Genomic DNA, 19,013 nt, shown 5'->3' with positions numbered 1-19,013 from the left:
GGATGGAGCGCGTGAGTAACGAGAATACAGGTAGTTTCGACAATCGCATCGCGATTATTGGCCGTGCTGGTCGTTTTTCCGGCGCGCCCGATATCCGCGCTTTTTGGAAAATGCTGTCCGAGGGACATTCGGGGGCAACATATCTGTCAGATGCAGATCTTCTGGCGCAAGGTGTCAGCCGCAAACGTCTGGCCGATCCAAACTACGTAAAAGTCGCTCATATTCTGCCCGATATGGAGATGTTCGATGCGGGATTTTTCGGCTTCTCCCCGCGCGAAGCCGCCATTCTTGACCCGCAACACCGTCACTTCCTGCAATGTGGCTGGGAAGCACTGGAAGATGCCGGCTGGATACCCGAAAAATTTGATGGTCGCATTGGGGTCTATGCAGGATCGGGCATGCAAAGCTATTTGCCCTTTAATTTACTCAGCAACCCTGACCTGGTCGAAGAAATCGGCATGTTTTTGTTGCGCCATACCGGCAACGACAAAGACTTTTTGACCACGCGTCTTTCGTATCTGTTGAATTTGACTGGACCGTCCGTCGCCGTTCAAACGGCCTGCTCGACGTCGCTAGTTGCCGTGCATCTGGCGGCCAGCGCATTGTTGAACATGGAATGCGACATGGCCTTGGCGGGCGGCGTGACGATCGAGTTACCACATCGCGTTGGGTATGGATTTTCACAGGGCGAGATTCTTTCCCCTGACGGTATCTGCCGCGCCTTCGACGAAGAAAGCCAGGGTACAGTTTTCGGCTCGGGCGCTGCGGTATTGACCCTGCGGCGCTATGCCGATGCCGTGAAAGACGGAGATGACATCAAGGCAGTCATTCTTGGAACTGCGATCAACAATGACGGGATCAGCAAGGCCAGCTATTTGGCGCCCTCTGTCGATGGTCAGGCAGAAGCCGCCGCCGAAGCACTGGCAGTGGCCGGGCTTGAGGCGAGCGATATCGACTATATCGAAACCCACGGCACTGGCACGCCAATCGGTGACCCCATCGAGCTGAGTGCGCTGCAAGAGGTCTATGGCACCGCAGATATCGGCGGGATTGGCATAGGCTCAGTCAAGACCAATATCGGGCACACCGACACGGCAGCGGGCGCGGCAAGTCTGATAAAGGTTGTCGAAAGCCTGACCAATGAACGTCTGCCGGCCAGTCTGAATTTCAACACCCCCAACAGCCGGTTCAATTTCTCGCGCAGCCCGTTTCAAGTCCAGGCGCGCGGGCGTGATTGGTCAAGAACGCCCCGCATTCGCCGCGCGGCTGTCAACTCACTGGGCGTGGGCGGCACAAATGCCCATGTGATCGTCGAGGAAGCCCCACATGTGCCCCCGGCGGCGGAAGATAACCAATGGCGTCTCTTCCCGATCTCGGCCCGCAACGACACGGCGCTGGGCAACCTGCGCGGCAAATGGGACGATTTCCTATCTGAATCTGCACCCGCCAGCGCCGACGTTTCAAAGACGCTGCGCGAAGGTCGCCGTGAATTTCCGGAACGGTTCGTTGCGGCTGCGCGCAACCCGAAGCACTTGCAAACGCTGATCAAGGCGAAATCCCATCCCCTGACCGCACAAGGCCGGGCAAAGTCCGAAACGGATACGTCGCCTGAAATCGTGTTTCTTTTCCCTGGCGGCGGCGCACAATACCCAGGTGCAGGCAGCGAGATGCGTCGTGACGCTCCGGTCTTCGACGCTGCGGTCAAAGACTGTTTCAGCGCGCTACCTGAAACCGCTCCAGCGGACCTGGAAGAGATGATGTTTGCCCGCGATCTCTCAGACCGCGAAGCGACTGATAAGTTATCTCGTTCGGACTATGCCATTCCGGCACTGTTCATCCTGGAATACGCATATTCGCAACTTTGGCAAAGCTGGGGTGTCGAACCTGACCTGATCTTTGCACACAGTGTCGGCGAATACACGGGTGCTGTCGTGGCTGGGGTGATGTCCCTGGCCGACGCACTGAAAATTGTCACCTTGCGCGGGCAAGTCATGGAGGCCGCTCCCGAAGGCGCGATGACAACCGTGCCGTTCAATGAAGCCGAGACTCAGGAGCTGATCCGAAGGACCGGTTCTGAACTGGATATTGCAGCGTTGAACCTGCCGGACAGTACGGTTGTTTCCGGCCCGCTCGGGGCGGTTGAAACGCTTGAGGCAGAGCTTTCGAACCAAGGGCATGACGTGCGCCGTATTCACATCGCGGTCGCAGCGCACTCGCGACAACTGGACCAACAGCTTGATCGTTTTCGCGCCGGGTTCGAGGGTATGACCTTTGCACCGGCACGGACCCCGATCATATCGTCATTACGAGGGGCCAGTGCTCAAGGGAACGATCTAGCCTCGCCTGAATACTGGGCCCGCCATCTGCGGCACACTGTTCGGTTCACCGATGCTACCAGACAGGCGCTCGACGCGCCCGGCCGTATCGTGATCGAGGTTGGCCCCGGACAAACTCTGGGACCGCTGGTTGGTGCGATGGAATTACCGCATCCGCCACAAGCCATGTTGTATTCCGCCCCATCAGTTCGCGAGCCGCGCGACGAGATTGGCGTGATGCTAACGGCCTTTGGTGCGCTGTGGGCGAATGGATGTAACATCGATTGGAACAAAGCCCTGCCCGCGGGCGGGCGCCGAATTTCACTGCCAACCTATGCATTCGACAAAACTCGGCACTGGATCGAACCGGGGCAAGGCAAGGAGAAAGAAGAAGATCTTGATCCGCTCACCCCGCCACGCATTACCCCGATTGAGAATTGGTTCGAGACAATACACTGGCCCGAGATGGCCGTGGCTTCGCATAACCCGACATCGTTGGCGGCCGAACCCTGGTTGGTTTTGGCAGGTTCCGACACCCTGTCCAATGCTGTCCTGGATTCACTGACTAAGAACAACGCTGACGTAACTGTTGTCACCAAAGGCACCAGATTTGAAGAAACAGCGGCTGGCTATTGCCTGAGGCCCGAAGATACGGACGATTTTGAAGCCCTGTTCCAAAAGATCGGGAACAGCCTGCCCCCACGCATCCTGTCCCTTTGGCCGCTGTCGGAAGATGGCGATTCTGCCTTTGACAGCACCTACCTTTTGGCCCGTTTGATCCAACAGGCAGATTGTGGGCCGAACCGGCTTGTACTGGCCACACGAGGCGCCATCGGGCCTGGTTCCGTCAATCCCGAATTCGCTACGTTGACTGGGATCATACGCTCGGCGCCACGCGAGATACCCGGGCTTGAGGTCACGCAGGTCGATCTCGACCCCGAGCAAAATGCAATAGCCGGCGCGGGCAATGCCCTGGGCGCAGCCCGGCAGCTTTTCGACGAAATGCTCCAGCCAAGCGCGGAGGATAACGTTGCCTGGCGCAATGGGAACCGCCATGTGAACAAGCGAATTGCCGATCATTCGAAGACCGGCGCTCAGCCAACCCGTATTCAGGTTGGTGGCACCTGGCTGATTACCGGTGGAACCGGCGGCATCGGGCGCCAATTGGGACGATGGCTTGGCGAAACCTATCATGCCAAGGTTGGGTTATTGTCCCGCTCTGGCCACGAAGACGAAGCCCTTGCCTCTCGTATCAGGGAAGCTGGCGGTGACGTTATGTTCCTGAAAGCGGATGTCACGGACAAAAATGCAATGTCCGCTGCGCTGGCATATCTGCGAAGCAGCTTCGGCAAAGTCAGCGGGGTGATCCACGCGGCGGGGCAGCTGGATGACGGGCCGATATCCCTGAAAACGCTGGATGACGTCCACGCGGTCATGTCGCCAAAACTAAAAGGTGCTCAAATCCTGGACCAATTGCTTCCAGAAGGTGACTTGGATGCTTTTGCAGTCATATCATCAAGTTCCGTGGAAACAGGACCTGCTGGCCAGGTGGCTTATGTCGCGGCCAACGCCGGACTGGAAGCATTGGCTAAAAACCGGAACGATGGTTTGTCGATTGCGTGGGGCGCATGGCGTGACAGCGGAATGGCGGCGCGAGTCTTTGGTCATGGGCAACACAAACCGGGACCAGAGGATCATCCTCTTCTGGGACGTCGGCGCGACGAGGCAGACGGCGAAGTCATCTTCGAACGGCTCATGCACCCCCAGGAAGATTGGGAGATATCCGGTCACGTCGTGGCGGGCCTGCCAGTTCTGCCAGGGACGGCCTATATCGAACTGGTTCAAGTCGCGGCGCGCGAAGCCCTGAAATCTTCGACGTTTGAGATTTCTGCATTGTCGTTCAATCAACCCATGGGATTTGCCGAAGACCTGCCGCGGTTGATGCACATTTCGCTGATGCCACAAAAAGATGGTTATGAGCTGAAAATCAGCAGCCGACTGGGGGCGGGCGATTCCTTGGTGGATCATGTGCAGGTGCAAATCCAGGCAATACGCAAAGTGGATAAGCAAATACCACGCGATCTGGTCTCTTTGCCCCCAATGGACCTCATCGCTCCAAACGAGCAGGTCAAGCAGGATGACCTGATAGACTTTGGCCCGCGCTGGAACACATCCGGCCCCGCCCGCCACTCTGGCAATTGGTGCGAAGGTCAGTTCACGCTGCCGGAGGAATACATATCTGACCTGAGCAACCATCCCCTGCATCCCGGCCTGCTGGACATGGCGGCCACTGTCGGCCTGAACATTCTGGACAGAGATCAAGCCGCACCACTTTATGCGCCAATGTCCGTCTCCCGAATTCGAGTGTTTGGCCCGCTCAGCCGGGAGATCACGGCGCAATCTGTCAAAGTGGCCGAAACCAAAGGGCAGTTCGCAGCCTTCGACGTGGTTGTTCGCGACGCGTCTGGTACCGTGGTCATGATCCTGGAACATCTGGCACTGCGGGCCCTATCACGTGAGGCGCTGGCGACTGCCCCTGAACCGGCCCGATTGGGCGACCAGTTGCTTGCCACCGGCATCAGGGACACCGAGGCAGATGCCTTGTTCAACCTCATCTTTTCCCATCCCAGTCGACATCAGATTATCTCGCCTGTCTCCCTGGATCTCGTGAAACTTGCGCTTGTCGAGGCACGGCCCAAACCCAAAGCACGGCCAGAGCGAGGCCAGAGCGCCGCGCCTCAGATGGGCCCGCACAGCGCACGGATTGCGGGCATTTGGGAAGACATTCTGGGCGTCGATAACATACAGCCTGAAGACGACTTTTTTGAGCTTGGAGGGCATTCGCTGAACGCCGTACGTTTGTTCACGCGTGTCCGGCAGGAATTTGACGTCGGCCTGCCTCTGGCCACGTTGTTCGAAGCCCCGACATTGGGTGCGTTGACTGAACTCGTTCTTAGGACAGCAGGTCTGACCGAGGGTGCGCCGGCGCAGCCCGTGGCGACCCGGTGGAGCCCGTTGGTTCAAATCACTAAAGGCGACGAAGACACGCAACCACTGTTCTGTATCCACGGTGCGGGTGGAAATGTCCTGAACTTCCGCCCTCTCGCCGGTTTCCTGGACCCGTCCATTCCGTTTTCCGGGCTGCGCGCATTGGGGTCAGACGGCGGCCTCAGCGTGGATATGACGATCGAAGATATGGCCGCTCGATACATCGAAGCCGTTCAAAAATCGTATGCACACGGACCTTACCGGCTAGCCGGGTATTCGGGCGGTGGTGTTGTCGCGTTCGAAATGGTCCGGCAGTTGCGTGCAGCGGGTGAAGAAGTGGATGAGCTGATCTTTTTCGACACGATCGCGCCACATATGTCGCAACGACCATTGAGCTTGGGACAAAAACTCTGGGCAGCGCGCAAATGGGATCTCGACTACGCGCTTGATTGGATCAACAGGCGCAAAACGGGACGTGAAGGCCGGGAAAAGCTGGGCCAAATCAAAGAGCTTTTGGCCGAAGGCAAACCATTGCCCGACGAGTTGATCGGCCCGCGAATGACCGATTCATTCGTGCAAGCACAGAACCGCTATGATACGCCTCTGCTTGATGTGGACATAACATTGTTCAAGGCTCGCCGGGCCAGTGCTCTGTTTATTGCAGCAGGTAAGGATCTGGGTTGGGGTCGGTACACCAACGGACGGGTTGATATACGAGAGTTTGACTGCGATCACTTCACGATGATGGCAGAACCGACCATCGCTGTGATTGGTTCCGAACTAAACCAAAAGCTGCTTTCAGCGAATGAAGACCGGTCGGATGACGAAGAACATGCCGCGTGATCCGAAACACGGTTAACTTTTCTGATCATCCAGAAAGTCCGAAACTTCAAAGCTCAGCCCCTGTTCCATGAGATTGGTATGTGTGCCATCAGGAAAGGTCACAAGACGTTTTGGTTCCGACAGCGCATTGAACAATGCTTCGGCCCAGGATTGCGGAACGTCTGCGTCTTTCGTTCCATGGGCTACCAATACCGGAATGGAAATCTGAATGGCGTGTTTGATTACATCGTGGCGTTCTTTCCACATAAGCAAACACATCGGTACACCACGCAAACGCGTTTCCTGAAACCGGCACATTTTGTCATAACCTGCCTCGATGATTAAACCGGCGGCTGGGCGTTGGCTGGCCAGCGCCATGGCAGGGCTGACGCCCAGACTGTAACCATGGATAAAGCGTTGCTCAGGCGGGATTACCCTGTCTGTCAGTTCTTCGAGCTGATCGTACAGCGCCAATGCATCGGAATTGAATGCCAGCTCCGCGGGTGTTCCCGGGGCGTCTCCAGACCCGCGGTATTCCAGCATCACGATCCCGACGCCTTGGTCCATCAAAGGTTGCAGGCGCTGCAGGGAAGGGATCACACCACTGAAATTTCCATAAAAACTTATCAAAACCGGTGCATTCGGAGTGATCTCAGAAACAAACGCACGCAGTTCGGTTCCGTCCGTCGCTTGGAATAAGACGCGGGTAATCCCGGCTATGTTTTCGGCTCGTGCCGGGTCAGAGGAGAAACGGTAAATCTTGTAGGTAGACCAATACCAGACACCGGAAAAAACAATAAAGGCGAGTAATAGAGTGAACCCAAAGAGGATCATCAGGATATGGGATACGCTCATGGCGGCTTTCTCATCGCGTTTTGCTGTCTTTCACGGCAAGATAAAGGAATAAAAATCACCCTGAGAGCTCATCGTGAGTCAGGCGTGTTATGATGTCTTCATTGCGATCATCTCGATCCAGGTCACGGCGCCGCTTTTCGTATTCCGATTCAATAGAATGTCGAAACCAGCCTGTTCCAGCAAGTGCCGGTGATTATGTGAGAACGAATGCTCGACACCATGGTTATAGCTTTGTGTGGTTTTTTCCAGATCGTGGGCCGGGTCTATCGGCTCAACAAGCGCAACTGCAGTGCCGGGCTGCGTCGCCAGCAACGCATAAATGGAAGCCAGATCAGTTTGGGTGAAATACTCCAGCACGCCTCCGTAAAACAGCACCAACATACCAGGCTCCATATGCTGCTTAAGCCATACCTGGGCATCTGCGCATGTGAATTTAAGGTCGGGATTGTCCGCGAAGGCATTCTTGTTGCGCTCGATTATGTCGTCGTTGATGTCGATTCCGCTAAAACGTTCGATCAAGGGCATCTGCGCCCCGCAGAATTGCAACACTTTGCCATCCCCACACCCTATTTCAACCAAGTGCTGAAATGGATGGGAAACCGCAAACTCCTGTAAATCGTCGAAGAAACCCTTGTGAGTTGTTTGGAACCAGGTCTCGAACCGGTCAGAGTACCTATCGTAGTATTGTGTACTGATGCCTTCTTTCCACATGCTGGCGAATGCCGACTGCAATGCAGCTTCGTCGCCGCCCTTCGAGGAACGCTCGACCCGCGCCCAGGCAATCAACTGACGGGCTCGACTTCCATGCTCGCTATCCAGTCGCGCTACCCAAGGCAGGCAGAACTCCAGAATTGTACCGGCGTAGATGCGCAAATGCTTTTGCAACCCGGTCACTATGCGTCCCCTTGTTTTTGCCGGGCCAGGCAACACGTCACCTTCCCGGGTAGGTCGACAAACCCGAGCGAGCATGGTGGCATATGTGGAAACTGAATGCCGACGGGCCATCCATCGACCAGATCGAGCACAATGGACTTCGGAGCAAGCGACATCCCCTCACCCGTCAGTTTCATTCTGGCTTCTTTTGCCGTCCAATACGCGAAAAACCGTTCTTGCCAGGCACCACCGGTCAGCCCATCCAGAATTGCGCATTCCTGATCAGTAAAGCACTCGCGGGCAATTTCGGGGCTTGAGAGTTTTCGGTCATTGAATTCCAGATCAACGCCAACCGGTCCATGATCTGATATTGCTATAACCGCCCGGTCCCGGCTGTGGCTCACGTTGAACTCCGGCCCGAAGTCCAATGCCGGTTTGCCATTTCCGACCTCTGAAAACTGCAGGTCCGTCGGATTGTGTCCCGTGAACTCCGCCAACACGTGCCGCAGAAAGCCCCTGCACCGGATGAACCGATCCCGATCACGCGGAAATACAAAGCGATTGGCGCGGTTCAACTCTGCTTCAGTCAGGTACCCGCTTGCCGTGCCCAACGAAATCGTGGTGTCATCGCCAATTGCAGCAGTCCAAATTTGCACGCCGGTCAAAACGTCAGAATTTTCACCCGGCGCCAACACAGCTAGCCCTCTGCGCCATGAGAACTGCCCCGAATATGGGCTTCCATGTGCTGAACAAGGTTCTCGGCCTCTTCTCCTTTGACCATGCCAAGATGAGAGCCAGTGACAAACGTTCTGATGAAATTCCCTTCATTCAGGAAGTTGGCCCACCCCAACATAGGATCCATCTCAAAGGCCAACCGCTCTTTCAAACAAACAGGCTCGACGAAAATTACACTGGCTTGCCCCTGATAAGGACCGCCGCGGTAGCTTCGAGCCGCTTCCATCCATCCCCGCTCGACTTCGCGCATACGGGCGAGGTCAGGTTGATCCGGGAACATGCGCGTCAGCAGTCTGCGACCGGCACCGTGACGCCAGCGGGCGTGCAGCCGTTCTTGGAAATAGCTCAGGCCTCGGGCTCGCATCAGTTCAACCTCGTTTTGAACCCATTGCCTTGCGCCCAACTTGATCGGAGACTGGAAATCAACTGCAAACCGCGGCGCATAGGTGTCCAGCACGAACAACCGCTTGACCTCTTCTCCCATGGCTTCAAGTTGCCGGGCCATCTCGAACGCAGTTAAGGCACCACCCGAGTACCCGGCCAACAGATAAGGGCCTTTGGGCTGGTGACCGCGCAGGTGGCGAATATTGTCCTTGGCCATCGCCTCGATAGTCCGGTGCATGTGGTGGCCGAGAATGCCCCGGGTCTGCAACCCGATCACCGCGCGATACTGCCCGACAACAGAGCCGAACTCGACAAGGTTGTTGACGTTTCCACCAACTCCGCCCACCACAAACAGTGGTTGTCCACCACCCGCAGGACCCGGATGAATCACGGTGCTTGGGTCCCAATCGCCTGCCGGGTCAAAGGTCGTGGGGCTGTCCTGCGTTTCCAGCAGCTCGGCCAAATCACGAACTGTCGGATTCTGGAACAAAGTTGAGATCGGCAAATCAACCCCGAACTCGTCACGAATACGTGCAAAAAGACGCACGGCCAGCAGCGAGTGTCCGCCCAACTCGAAGAAGTCATCCTCGACCGTCACGTTCCGGCTGCCCAGAACTTCGCACCATAAGCCAAGCAAGGTCGTTTCTTCCGGGCTTTCAGGGCGAAGGCGATCGCAGGTTTTGCGTTGCAAATCGGGTTCGGGCAGTTTGGCTCGGTCAACTTTTCCGTTGTGGTTTAGTGGCAGTGTTTCCATTTCCACAATATGCGCGGGACGCGCGTATTCGGGCAGCTGCGTGCGCATGAATGAGTCGAGCTCGCGTCGTGTCAATGTACCGCTTTTCGGGACGAAATAGGCGACGATGACTTTGTCGCTCTGCCCGTTCGGAACGCGGGTCACAACGACCGATTGTTGAATGCCAGGGTGCTTTGCCAACACCGACTCGACCTCGTCCAATTCAACCCGGAATCCCCGGATTTTTACCTGACTGTCGATACGGCCAAAGAACCGGAAAACGCCTTCGGAGTCACATTCGACCAGATCTCCGGACCGATAGAGTGTTTGACGGTCGTCCCAAGGCACCGGCACAAATTTTTCCGATGTCAGTTCCGGACGGTTCCAGTAGCCAAGCGCCAACCCGCGGCCACCGATATACAACTCACCTTTCTGCCCCGGCTGACAGCGTTGCAGATCTTCATCCAGTGCAAAAAGATCCGTCCCCTTGATAGCGGCACCAATTGGGATGGATTGCCCCTCTTTAATATCGTCGTCTGTAATGAGATGGGCACTGACCACATTGCTTTCAGTTGGGCCGTACCCGTTAATCACACGCAAATCCGGACACAGCGCACGCACTTTCGCGACATGCGCCGGCGACACCACGTCGCCTCCGACGATCAACTGATCCACCTTGGCAAAACAGTCGGGCTTCAGATCTGCCACGGCATGGAACAGCCCGGACGTCAGCCACAGAGTGTTCACGTTGTGGCTTTCAACTGCCTTGGCCAGATCTGAAATAGACAGTCGCCCGTCAGGGGGTATCACCACGGTTCCCCCATTTAGGAGGGGCGCGAAGAAATCGATAATCGAAGTATCAAACGCGAACGCCGAGGAATGTAGCGTCACGGTCCGCGGGCCAAGATCCAACCAATCCGCATCGCATAGCATCCGGATGACCGACCGATGTGGAACAACGACCCCCTTGGGTTTGCCCGTCGTCCCGGACGTAAACATCACGTATGCAATGCTCTCTTCGGTGATTTCAGCACAGGGCGGCGTGGAATTTTCCAACGGGAAGGCATTGGTCGGCAAAATCCTGAGCCCTGTATCCTCAAGATCAGAGCAATTACCTAGCAGGACGGAAATGCCAGTGTCCTTCGCCATGAATTTCAGACGATCAGCCGGTAGAGACACGTCAAAAGGCACGTACCCAGCGCCGGCCTTGAGTACGGCCAACACCGCGACCGGCAACAACACAGACCGGTGCGACGTGATCCCAACCAAATCGCCAGGCATTACACCCTGATCAATCAACCAGTTGGCCAAGGCATTAGACCGCTGATCCAGTTCCGCGTATGTCAGCGTGTTGCCCTGAAAGGACACAGCCGTATTGGTGGAATATGAGGAAACAGCTGCTTCAAACGCATCGACAATACCCTTTTCGAAACGTGCACCCGATGCCCCTGAATCGTCAGGACCGGACTCTTTCAGGGTTTGCTTCGGCGCCTTTCGCCCCAGATCTCTCAATAGACCGTCAGGGTGGTTGACGATGTCGTCCAGCATTGCGGAAAACCCGCGCATATGCCGCTTTATCGTCTCGGGTTCGAAAAGATCGCGGTTGTAGCTCCACTCCGTCGCCACGTTATCCGCATCGTCAATCACGTTTAGATAAAGCTCGAAGTTCTCATAAGCGCGGGGGTTGGATACAAACTTACCGGCCTCTGATCCTATCGAAACCTCACTCAGATCGATCCCGTTATCGATATTGAATACGACAGAGATCAGTCCCGGGCGCGACGCATCCCGTTTGAATTTCAGGGCCCGTGTCAGAGCGCCATAGGTGTAATGCTGGTGTTCCGATCCGTTCAACAGGCCATCGCGAACCTGCCCAAGATAGTCATTAAAGCGCATTGCCTTTCGGGGCTGAGTACGGACGGACAGCAGATTAACGCAGTGACCAACCAGGCCGTCCATTCCTCGGGCCGCCTGACCAGAGGACGGCACTCCGATCACCAAGTCTTCGCAATCGGAAATCCGCGCCATATAGGCTTTGAACGCCGCCAGCATAAGCGTCACGAAACTGGCATTGTGCTTACCCGCCACTTTGCGTAGCCCAGCCACCAATTGAGGGTCCAATATCTCGTCAATTCGAGCACCCCTGACGCTGCGAACAGCCGGTCGCGGATGGTCCAGCGGCAAATCCAGAACTGGCGCTTCACCTTCGAATTGACCCAGCCAGTAAGCCTCGGCCTTTTTGGCGTCTTCCGAACGCGCCCATTCCTCTTCGGCGCGCGCATAGTCGATAATACTGCGCGGCGCATCGAGCACAGGTACGTCGCCCGAGGCGATCTTACGGTAAAGCAAGGAAATATCCCGCATTATCACATCGATAGACCAGCCGTCGCAGATTATGTGGTGCGCTGTGATCACCAGATGGTGCAGCGCAACACCGCCCTGTCGGCCAAGATCTACAATGTCCGTGCGTAGGAAAGGTCCCTTCTCCAGATCAAAAGGTGTTTCCACGTGGGTCGTCAGCAGCGCCTTTAGTCGCCCGGCGCGGGTCGCGTCATCCAGCGAAGCAAGATCGACAATTCGGATCTCATGCGCCATTTCCGGATGGATGCACATGGTCATCCCATCGTTGGAGAATGTCGCGCGCAGGGCATCATGGCGTGCATAACACTGCTGAATAGCCTCAACCAAAGCCTCGCGGTTCAGTTCACCACGGATTTCAAGTGTTACGCTTTCATTATAGGCTGCAGCCACTTCGGGCGTAACGACAAGTGCGGCGAATATCTCGCGCTGCGCTTCGAGAGCGGGAACATGTAGCGGCTCGAGCGGTGCTGCCATATCGCGCGCAATCCGTTCTTCACCGCCAGGCAAGCTTAGCCGCGGCGGCACAGCCGAAATCTTAGCATCATACGGATCGCGGTCCTCACGACCACCCAGCATGCCGTCTGCTCGCATTTCAAGGGCGCTGTCTTTAATCGCCTCGATGACATGGTCCATGTCCTCGTCATCATGGGCCGCGGTCATGTAGGACGGGAACCCTTCCAGCAGGAAGACACCGCGATCCCTCAGGTGTGATCCTATTAGGCTGCCAAACTGCGCATCCTTGTCGATGCGCAAGTACATGAGTGACCCGCAATTGGGCATCTCGAACGGCATGTCGTTTTCTTCAAACCAGCGATCCACTGTTCCAGCGACTTTGTCCCCTTTAACGTTGACTGTTTTCCAGAAGAAGTCCGGCTGAGACTTGAAGAACCGCAGCATTTCGCAGGTCGTGGCCATAACCAGCGGGTGGCGTACGAATGTTCCGGCAAAGAACGTCACCGGCGCTTCGGGGAAACTGTCATCCCCATAGGACCACTGGCCGCCGTCAAAGGTATCCATGTAGCGCGCCTTGCCCGCAACAACACCAACCGGCATACCGCCGCCAATGACCTTTCCGTAGGTCACAAGATCGGCTTCGATATTGTAATAGCCCTGTGCGCCGCGTGGGCCAAAACGGAACCCGGTCACGACCTCGTCAAAAATGAACAACGCGCCGTTGCGCTCGGTGATCCGGCGAACTTCACGTATGAACTCGTGCGGGCGGAATTCGGGCCGCCGGCTTTGCACCGGCTCGACCATGACAGCCGCCAGACTGGCCGCGTTTTTGCGGATGTAATCAAGCGCCTGCGGAGAACCATAAGGCAGAACGACAACGTTTTTAACCGCGTCGCGCGGAACGCCAGGTGCCATCGGCATACTGCGTGGCCCGTCCTTACCATCAATGCCACGCACGAGAACTTCGTCGAAATTGCCGTGGTAGTCGCGAGCGAACATGACGATCTTATCCCGCCCGGTCACAGTCCGTGCCAGTCGCATGGCTGCATAGACGGCCTCGGAGCCGGTACAGACAAAACTGACACGGTCATTGCCAGTCACCTCGCAGAACAACTCGGCAGCCTCCATCGCCAGCGCGCTCTGCGGTCCAACTTCGAATCCGTCGTCGATTTGTGTGTGAAGGGCCTTAACGACTCCATCGGGTGAATGCCCCAGAAAACCGGGGCCAAACCCGTTGAGGATATCGACATATTCATTGCCATCGGCATCCAAAAGACGCGAGCCTTTGGATTTCACAGTGACGATCTGATAGACGAGGTCCTTCCACAACCGATTGAAACCCGAAGCTGTACGGGGATCGGCGTGGGTTCGGCGGTGTTTCTCGGTCAACGCCTTAGAGCGTGGTGTCTTGGCATTGAAACGCGCCACCAAACGATCAATATGCGCTTTCTGACGGGCGGTCAGCACATCATCCTTGCTGACAATCTGGGTCATCGGCGCCGAGACCGGCATAGTCTCACTGGCGTTTGCGGACGTCGGTTCGGGGAATTCAATAGCCTGATCCGAAGGCCCCGCGCCGCCGACATCCCCGTGTGCCTTTATGTGATCGGCTAACGCGGCCACAGTTGGGAACCCGTCAATAAGTTCACGCAATGTGACAGATATTCCGAACCGATCGCTCAGCTCCCGCGTCGCCTGAGTCAGCAACAACGAATCAAAGCCAAGCTCCATGAAGCCCGCGTCTGAAAGGATCTCGTCAGGCTCCAACCCAGTCAGATCCGCCATCAAGTTCTGCAGGGCGCTTAGTGCATCAAAGTCACCCGTGGGCGCGTCCGGTTCAGGTGAAACCTCTGCCACATCACTCGCTTCGAGTGAGACATCCGCGGGTTCGATCCAGAACTGTTTCCTGATGAATGGATAGGTGGGCATCCCGTGCTGTCGCGGCGCGCTTGTATCAGCACCAATCCCTGTCCAGTCGAGCGGGTAACCACACGCCCACAAGCCGCCAAATGCTGCATGCATAGCTCGGTAAGAATCTGCGTCTTCGGATTGTGCATGTGGCAGCGACGCCAGCGAAGGGGATGCTTTTGCCCGATCCGGATTCTGCGCGGCCAGAACCGATAAGGTCTGCCCCGGACCGGATTCCACAAAGATGTATTTCTCTTCGGCCCACAGCATCTGCATGGCGTCAAAAAACCGAACCGGCTTACGCATGTGCATCGCCCAGTAATTCGGGTCTGTTGCCTCGGCCTCTGTCATCCAATCGCCGGTGACGGTCGACAGGATAGGCGTTGACGGCGCGCCAAGTGTCAGTTTCTCAAGTTCCTGCCTGAACGGTGCCAGCGCAGGGTCCATCATGGGAGAATGGAAAGCGTGACTTGTGTGCAGTTCGGAAGTCGCAAAACCGGCTTCTTCCAATACCGGAATGATTGCCGCAATCTCGTCATCCGATCCGGCCAGTACACAGGCCTTCGCCCCGTTGACGGCGGCCAGATCGACGCCGTCACCCAAATGGTCCTGAAGCTCCGCTTCGGACGCGCGCACCGACAGCATCTTGCCGCGCGGCAGGTCCGCCATCAGACGACCGCGCAGGACGATCAACCCCAAAGCGTCCTCCAACCGGAAGACACCTGCCAATGTCGCGGCGACGAATTCACCGATGGAGTGGCCGACCATAACGTCCGGTCGAACACCGCGGCTTTCCCACAGTTTCGCCAGCGCATAGCTGGTCACGAAAATAGCGGGCTGAGCGAAGTCCGTACTCTTCAGCTTTTCGCGTGCATCCGCCACCTGATCGCCAGTGGCATGAATAACAGCACGCAAATCGAGTCCCATTTCGCGCTCAAGCTGATCCATGCATACGTCGAAGGCGTCGCGGAAAACAGGCTCGTGTATGTACAGATCGCGAGCCATACCCACATGCTGGGCCCCTTGCCCGGCAAACATGAACGCCAGCTGATCGCGCGTTCCTGCCTTCTGTCCGGCACCTGAAAACTCCAGTGCGGACTGGGCCAGTCCGGTCATATCCCGGCCTGTCAGAACCGCACGAGCCTGATAGGCATGCCGATGGTCGCGCAACGTAGCAGACACGGAGTCTGGGTTGGCGTCCTGATGCAATTCGGCCCACTGCCCCAACTCCTTTACAGCCTTGGTCAATGCTTCGGGGCTGGAGGCGGATACCGGGAACAGACGCAGCTTTTGATCAGCCGGTTTGTCGGCGGGTGCTGCCTGCGGTCCTTCGCCCAGGACCAAATGTACGTTCGTGCCACCTACGCCAAAAGCTGACACCCCGGCATAGCGCGGCTTCTCACCTGCGGGCCAGTCCGTCAATTCCGTGGCAGGCCGGAAGGGCGAGTTGTCAAAGTCGATGCGTGGGTTAGGTGCCGTGTAGTTTAGCAATGGCGGAATCTGCCCGTGCTTCAGACACAGTGCGGTTTTGATAAGCCCTGTTACGCCTGCCGCCGCATCCAAATGCCCGACATTTGTTTTGACCGAACCGACGGCGCAATACCCTTGGGTCTCCGTGTCGCCGAAGGCTTCGCACAACGCGGTGAATTCGATCGGATCACCCAATGGGGTCGCCGTTCCGTGGGCCTCGACGTAACCGATATCTTGGGGCTCGACCTTCGCTGCTGCTTGCGCAAGACGGATTGCCTCGGACTGTGCCGTGACAGAGGGTGCCGCATAGCCCGCTTTGTGCGAACCATCGTTGTTGATGCCATGCCCTCGGATCACGGCAATGATATTGTCACCGTCAGCTTCGGCGTCTTCCAACCGTCGCAACACAACCAATCCGGCCCCATCGCCAAACACTGTACCCGTCGCCTGAGCGTCGAAGGTACGGCAATGCCCATCCGCCGAGGCCATCCCATCCGGCAAGTACATGTACGGCCGTTTCGTCGGAAAGGTCACCGCCACGCCACCGGCCAGCACCATGTCAGAGCGTCCCATGCGCAGGCTGTCGCAAGCTTGGGCAACGGCAAGTAGCGAGGTGGAGCACGCGGATTGCACATTGACCGCAGGACCTGTCAGGCCCAGCTTGTACGCCACACGTGTCGCAAGGAAGTCCTTGTCGTTTCCAAACAGCTCGGAGAAGTTCTTGAGCGGATAGCTGGCCGCAAACTGCCGGGACGCCCCCGGAGCGGACAGCACGTTGTTCAGAAGATACGAATTCTGGGACGAGCCCGCGAAAACTCCGATCCGCCCATTGAAACGGGCCGGGTCATGACCCGCGTTGTCCAATGCCGTTTGCGCCAGCTCCAGCAAAATCCGATGTTGCGGGTCCAGAGCTTTGGCATCGTGCGGTGGGATTCCAAAGTGGCGGGCATCGAAAAGATCCGCGCCCTCGATGATACCGCGAGCTGGCACATAGGTGCCATCAGGGTCGGCGGAACCGGGGTCAACCTCAAGCTCTTCCGGGCTGAAATGAGTAATCAGTTCCTCGCCGGCAACCAATTTCTGCCAGAGCGTTTCGACATCCGCTGCGCCCGGAAAACGGCCTGCCATACCAACGATGGCGATCAGGCCTGATCCAACTTGCCCAACCATCTCGGGAATTCGGACCGCCTTGCTGTGTCCGCTGTCGTCCAGCCAACTCGACAGGGCGTTAACGCTGGCTTGGTCAAACAGGGCTGTAATCGGAAAACGCCGATTCAACGCCGTCTCGAGCTGGTTATGCAGCCGGGTCAGATGCAGGGACGAGGCGCCCAGATCGAAAAAGTTAGCCTGCCGGTCAAGCTCTTCGTAATCCAGGATATCCTGCAAGAAGCCAGCTATCAGATCAGCAATGCCTCTCTCGATTTTATGCGCTTTATGCGCTTTACCCACGGCCTGTGATTTCAAACCGTTTAGTAACGCCCTGCGATCCACCTTGCCGTTCTGGTTTAGCGGCAGCTGATCGACAACCTCAAGGCGCGACGGGCAGGCGTAGATCGGCAGTTTTTCCTGTAGTCGGGTCTTAATGGCCTGGGCATCAAACGCGACACCATCCTGCACGACGCAGAAACCGATCAGTGTCTTGTCGGCTTCGTCAGCGCCGGGCTGGGCGACTACAGCTGCCCGAGCAACAGACGGATGGGCCTCCAGCGCGATCTCAACCTCATCCAGTTCGACCCGGAACCCCCGGATTTTGACCTGGCTGTCGATGCGACCGAAGAACCGGAAGACGCCGTTGACGTCTTCCTCGACAAGATCACCGGACCGATAGAGAATTTGAGTGTCGTCCCAGGGTGCCGGCACAAATTTTTCCGCCGTAAGATCCGGGCGGTTCCAATACCCATGCGCCAATCCGCGACCGCCGATATACAATTCGCCTTTCTGACCGGGCATACATAGCTGCTGATCATCATCCAGAATAAAAAGGTCGGTACCTCTTAGGGCAGATCCGATTGGAAGGGCCTGACCTTTATTCAAATCCTCATCCGTGATGAGGTGGGTCGTCACCAACACGCTGCCTTCGGTTGGGCCATACCCGTTGATGACACGCAGCCCCGGACACAGCGCGCGCACTTTTGCGACATGCGACGGTGAAACCACATCGCCGCCAACCAGCAACTGATCCACATTGGCGAAGCAGTCGGATTGCAGATCGGCCACGGCGTGAAACAGCCCGGACGTTAACCACAGGGTATTCACATCGTGGCATTTGATCGCTTCGGCCAGATCGGAAATGGAAAGACGCTCGCCCCTCGGGATAACCACAGTACCTCCGTTGAGAAGAGGCGCGAAAAAATCAATGATGGATGAATCGAACGCAAATGCTGATGATTGCAGCGTCACGATCTGCGGACCCGCATCCAACCAATTCGATTCACATACCAAGCGTATGACCGCCCGGTGAGGGACAACCACCCCCTTTGGTGTGCCGGTCGTCCCGGACGTATACATCACATAGGCGATGCTCTCTTCGGTGATTTCCGCAAGGGGCGGTGTGGAATTCTCTGTCGGAAACGCATCGGTCGGCAGAATCCTGAGTTCAGAGCCTTCAAGGTCGGGGCAATCTCCCAACAGAATGGAAATGCCGGTGTTTTCCGCTATGAATTCTACACGCTCTGCAGGCAGCGCCATATCGATGGGTACGTACCCTGCCCCAGCTTTGAGCACCCCCAAAATCGCCACCGGCAACATCAAACACCGATGCGACGTGATGCCTACCAAATCGCCAGGCATTACACCCTGATCAATCAACCAACTGGCCAAGGCGTCAGAACGCATGTCCAGTGCCGCATAGTCCAAAACTTCGTCACCGAAACGTACCGCGATTTGGGGGCCCATTTCGCGAGAGGTTTTTTTGAACCGCAAAACGATGTCCTCAGGCGTCGACCCTGCATCGCCCTTGCAAGTCGGAAGCACAGTTTGATCGTCGACAATTTTATTGAGGATATGCTTATTCATTTGAACACAAAATCATACCTAGACAACTCGGAACTCGTCACTACCAGCTTTTGGATTTCCTCTGTTCCCATCTGAGTTCAGCATACAACGCGCCTCAGAAA

Annotated in this window: 5 protein-coding genes; 1 reads left to right on the top strand and 4 read right to left on the bottom strand. The window is 56.7% G+C overall.

Annotated features, from left to right (window positions below):
• Positions 1 to 11 precede the first annotated feature (11 nt).
• Positions 12 to 6,146, top strand: a complete 6,135-nt coding sequence (locus AC2TCY_RS03120) for an SDR family NAD(P)-dependent oxidoreductase (protein WP_480845399.1) — start codon at positions 12 to 14, stop codon at positions 6,144 to 6,146.
• A 12-nt stretch (positions 6,147 to 6,158) separates the two neighbouring features.
• Here the strand turns inward: AC2TCY_RS03120 and AC2TCY_RS03115 are convergent, their stop codons facing one another.
• The 4 genes from AC2TCY_RS03115 to AC2TCY_RS03100 form a co-directional block, all read right to left on the bottom strand.
• Positions 6,159 to 6,980, bottom strand: a complete 822-nt coding sequence (locus tag AC2TCY_RS03115; protein WP_480845397.1) for an alpha/beta hydrolase — start codon at positions 6,978 to 6,980, stop codon at positions 6,159 to 6,161.
• 87 nt (positions 6,981 to 7,067) lie between these two features.
• The gene (locus AC2TCY_RS03110; protein ID WP_480845395.1) at positions 7,068 to 7,874 is read right to left on the bottom strand and encodes a methyltransferase domain-containing protein; all 807 of its coding nucleotides are present in this window, start codon (positions 7,872 to 7,874) and stop codon (positions 7,068 to 7,070) included.
• Entirely contained in the window at positions 7,874 to 8,509 is a 636-nt protein-coding gene (locus tag AC2TCY_RS03105) for a 4'-phosphopantetheinyl transferase family protein (RefSeq protein WP_480845394.1), read from the bottom strand. Before AC2TCY_RS03105 ends, AC2TCY_RS03110 begins: the two co-directional genes overlap by 1 nt.
• A 41-nt stretch (positions 8,510 to 8,550) precedes the next feature.
• On the bottom strand, positions 8,551 to 18,819 hold the full coding sequence (locus AC2TCY_RS03100) for an amino acid adenylation domain-containing protein (protein WP_480845392.1): 10,269 nt from the start codon (positions 18,817 to 18,819) through the stop codon (positions 8,551 to 8,553).
• Between the last annotated feature and the right edge of the window lie 194 nt (positions 18,820 to 19,013).

The organism is Ruegeria sp. HKCCD7181, from assembly GCF_057221055.1.
Note: the sequence above shows the minus strand (reverse complement) of the source record. Positions and strands in the feature narration are given on the sequence as shown.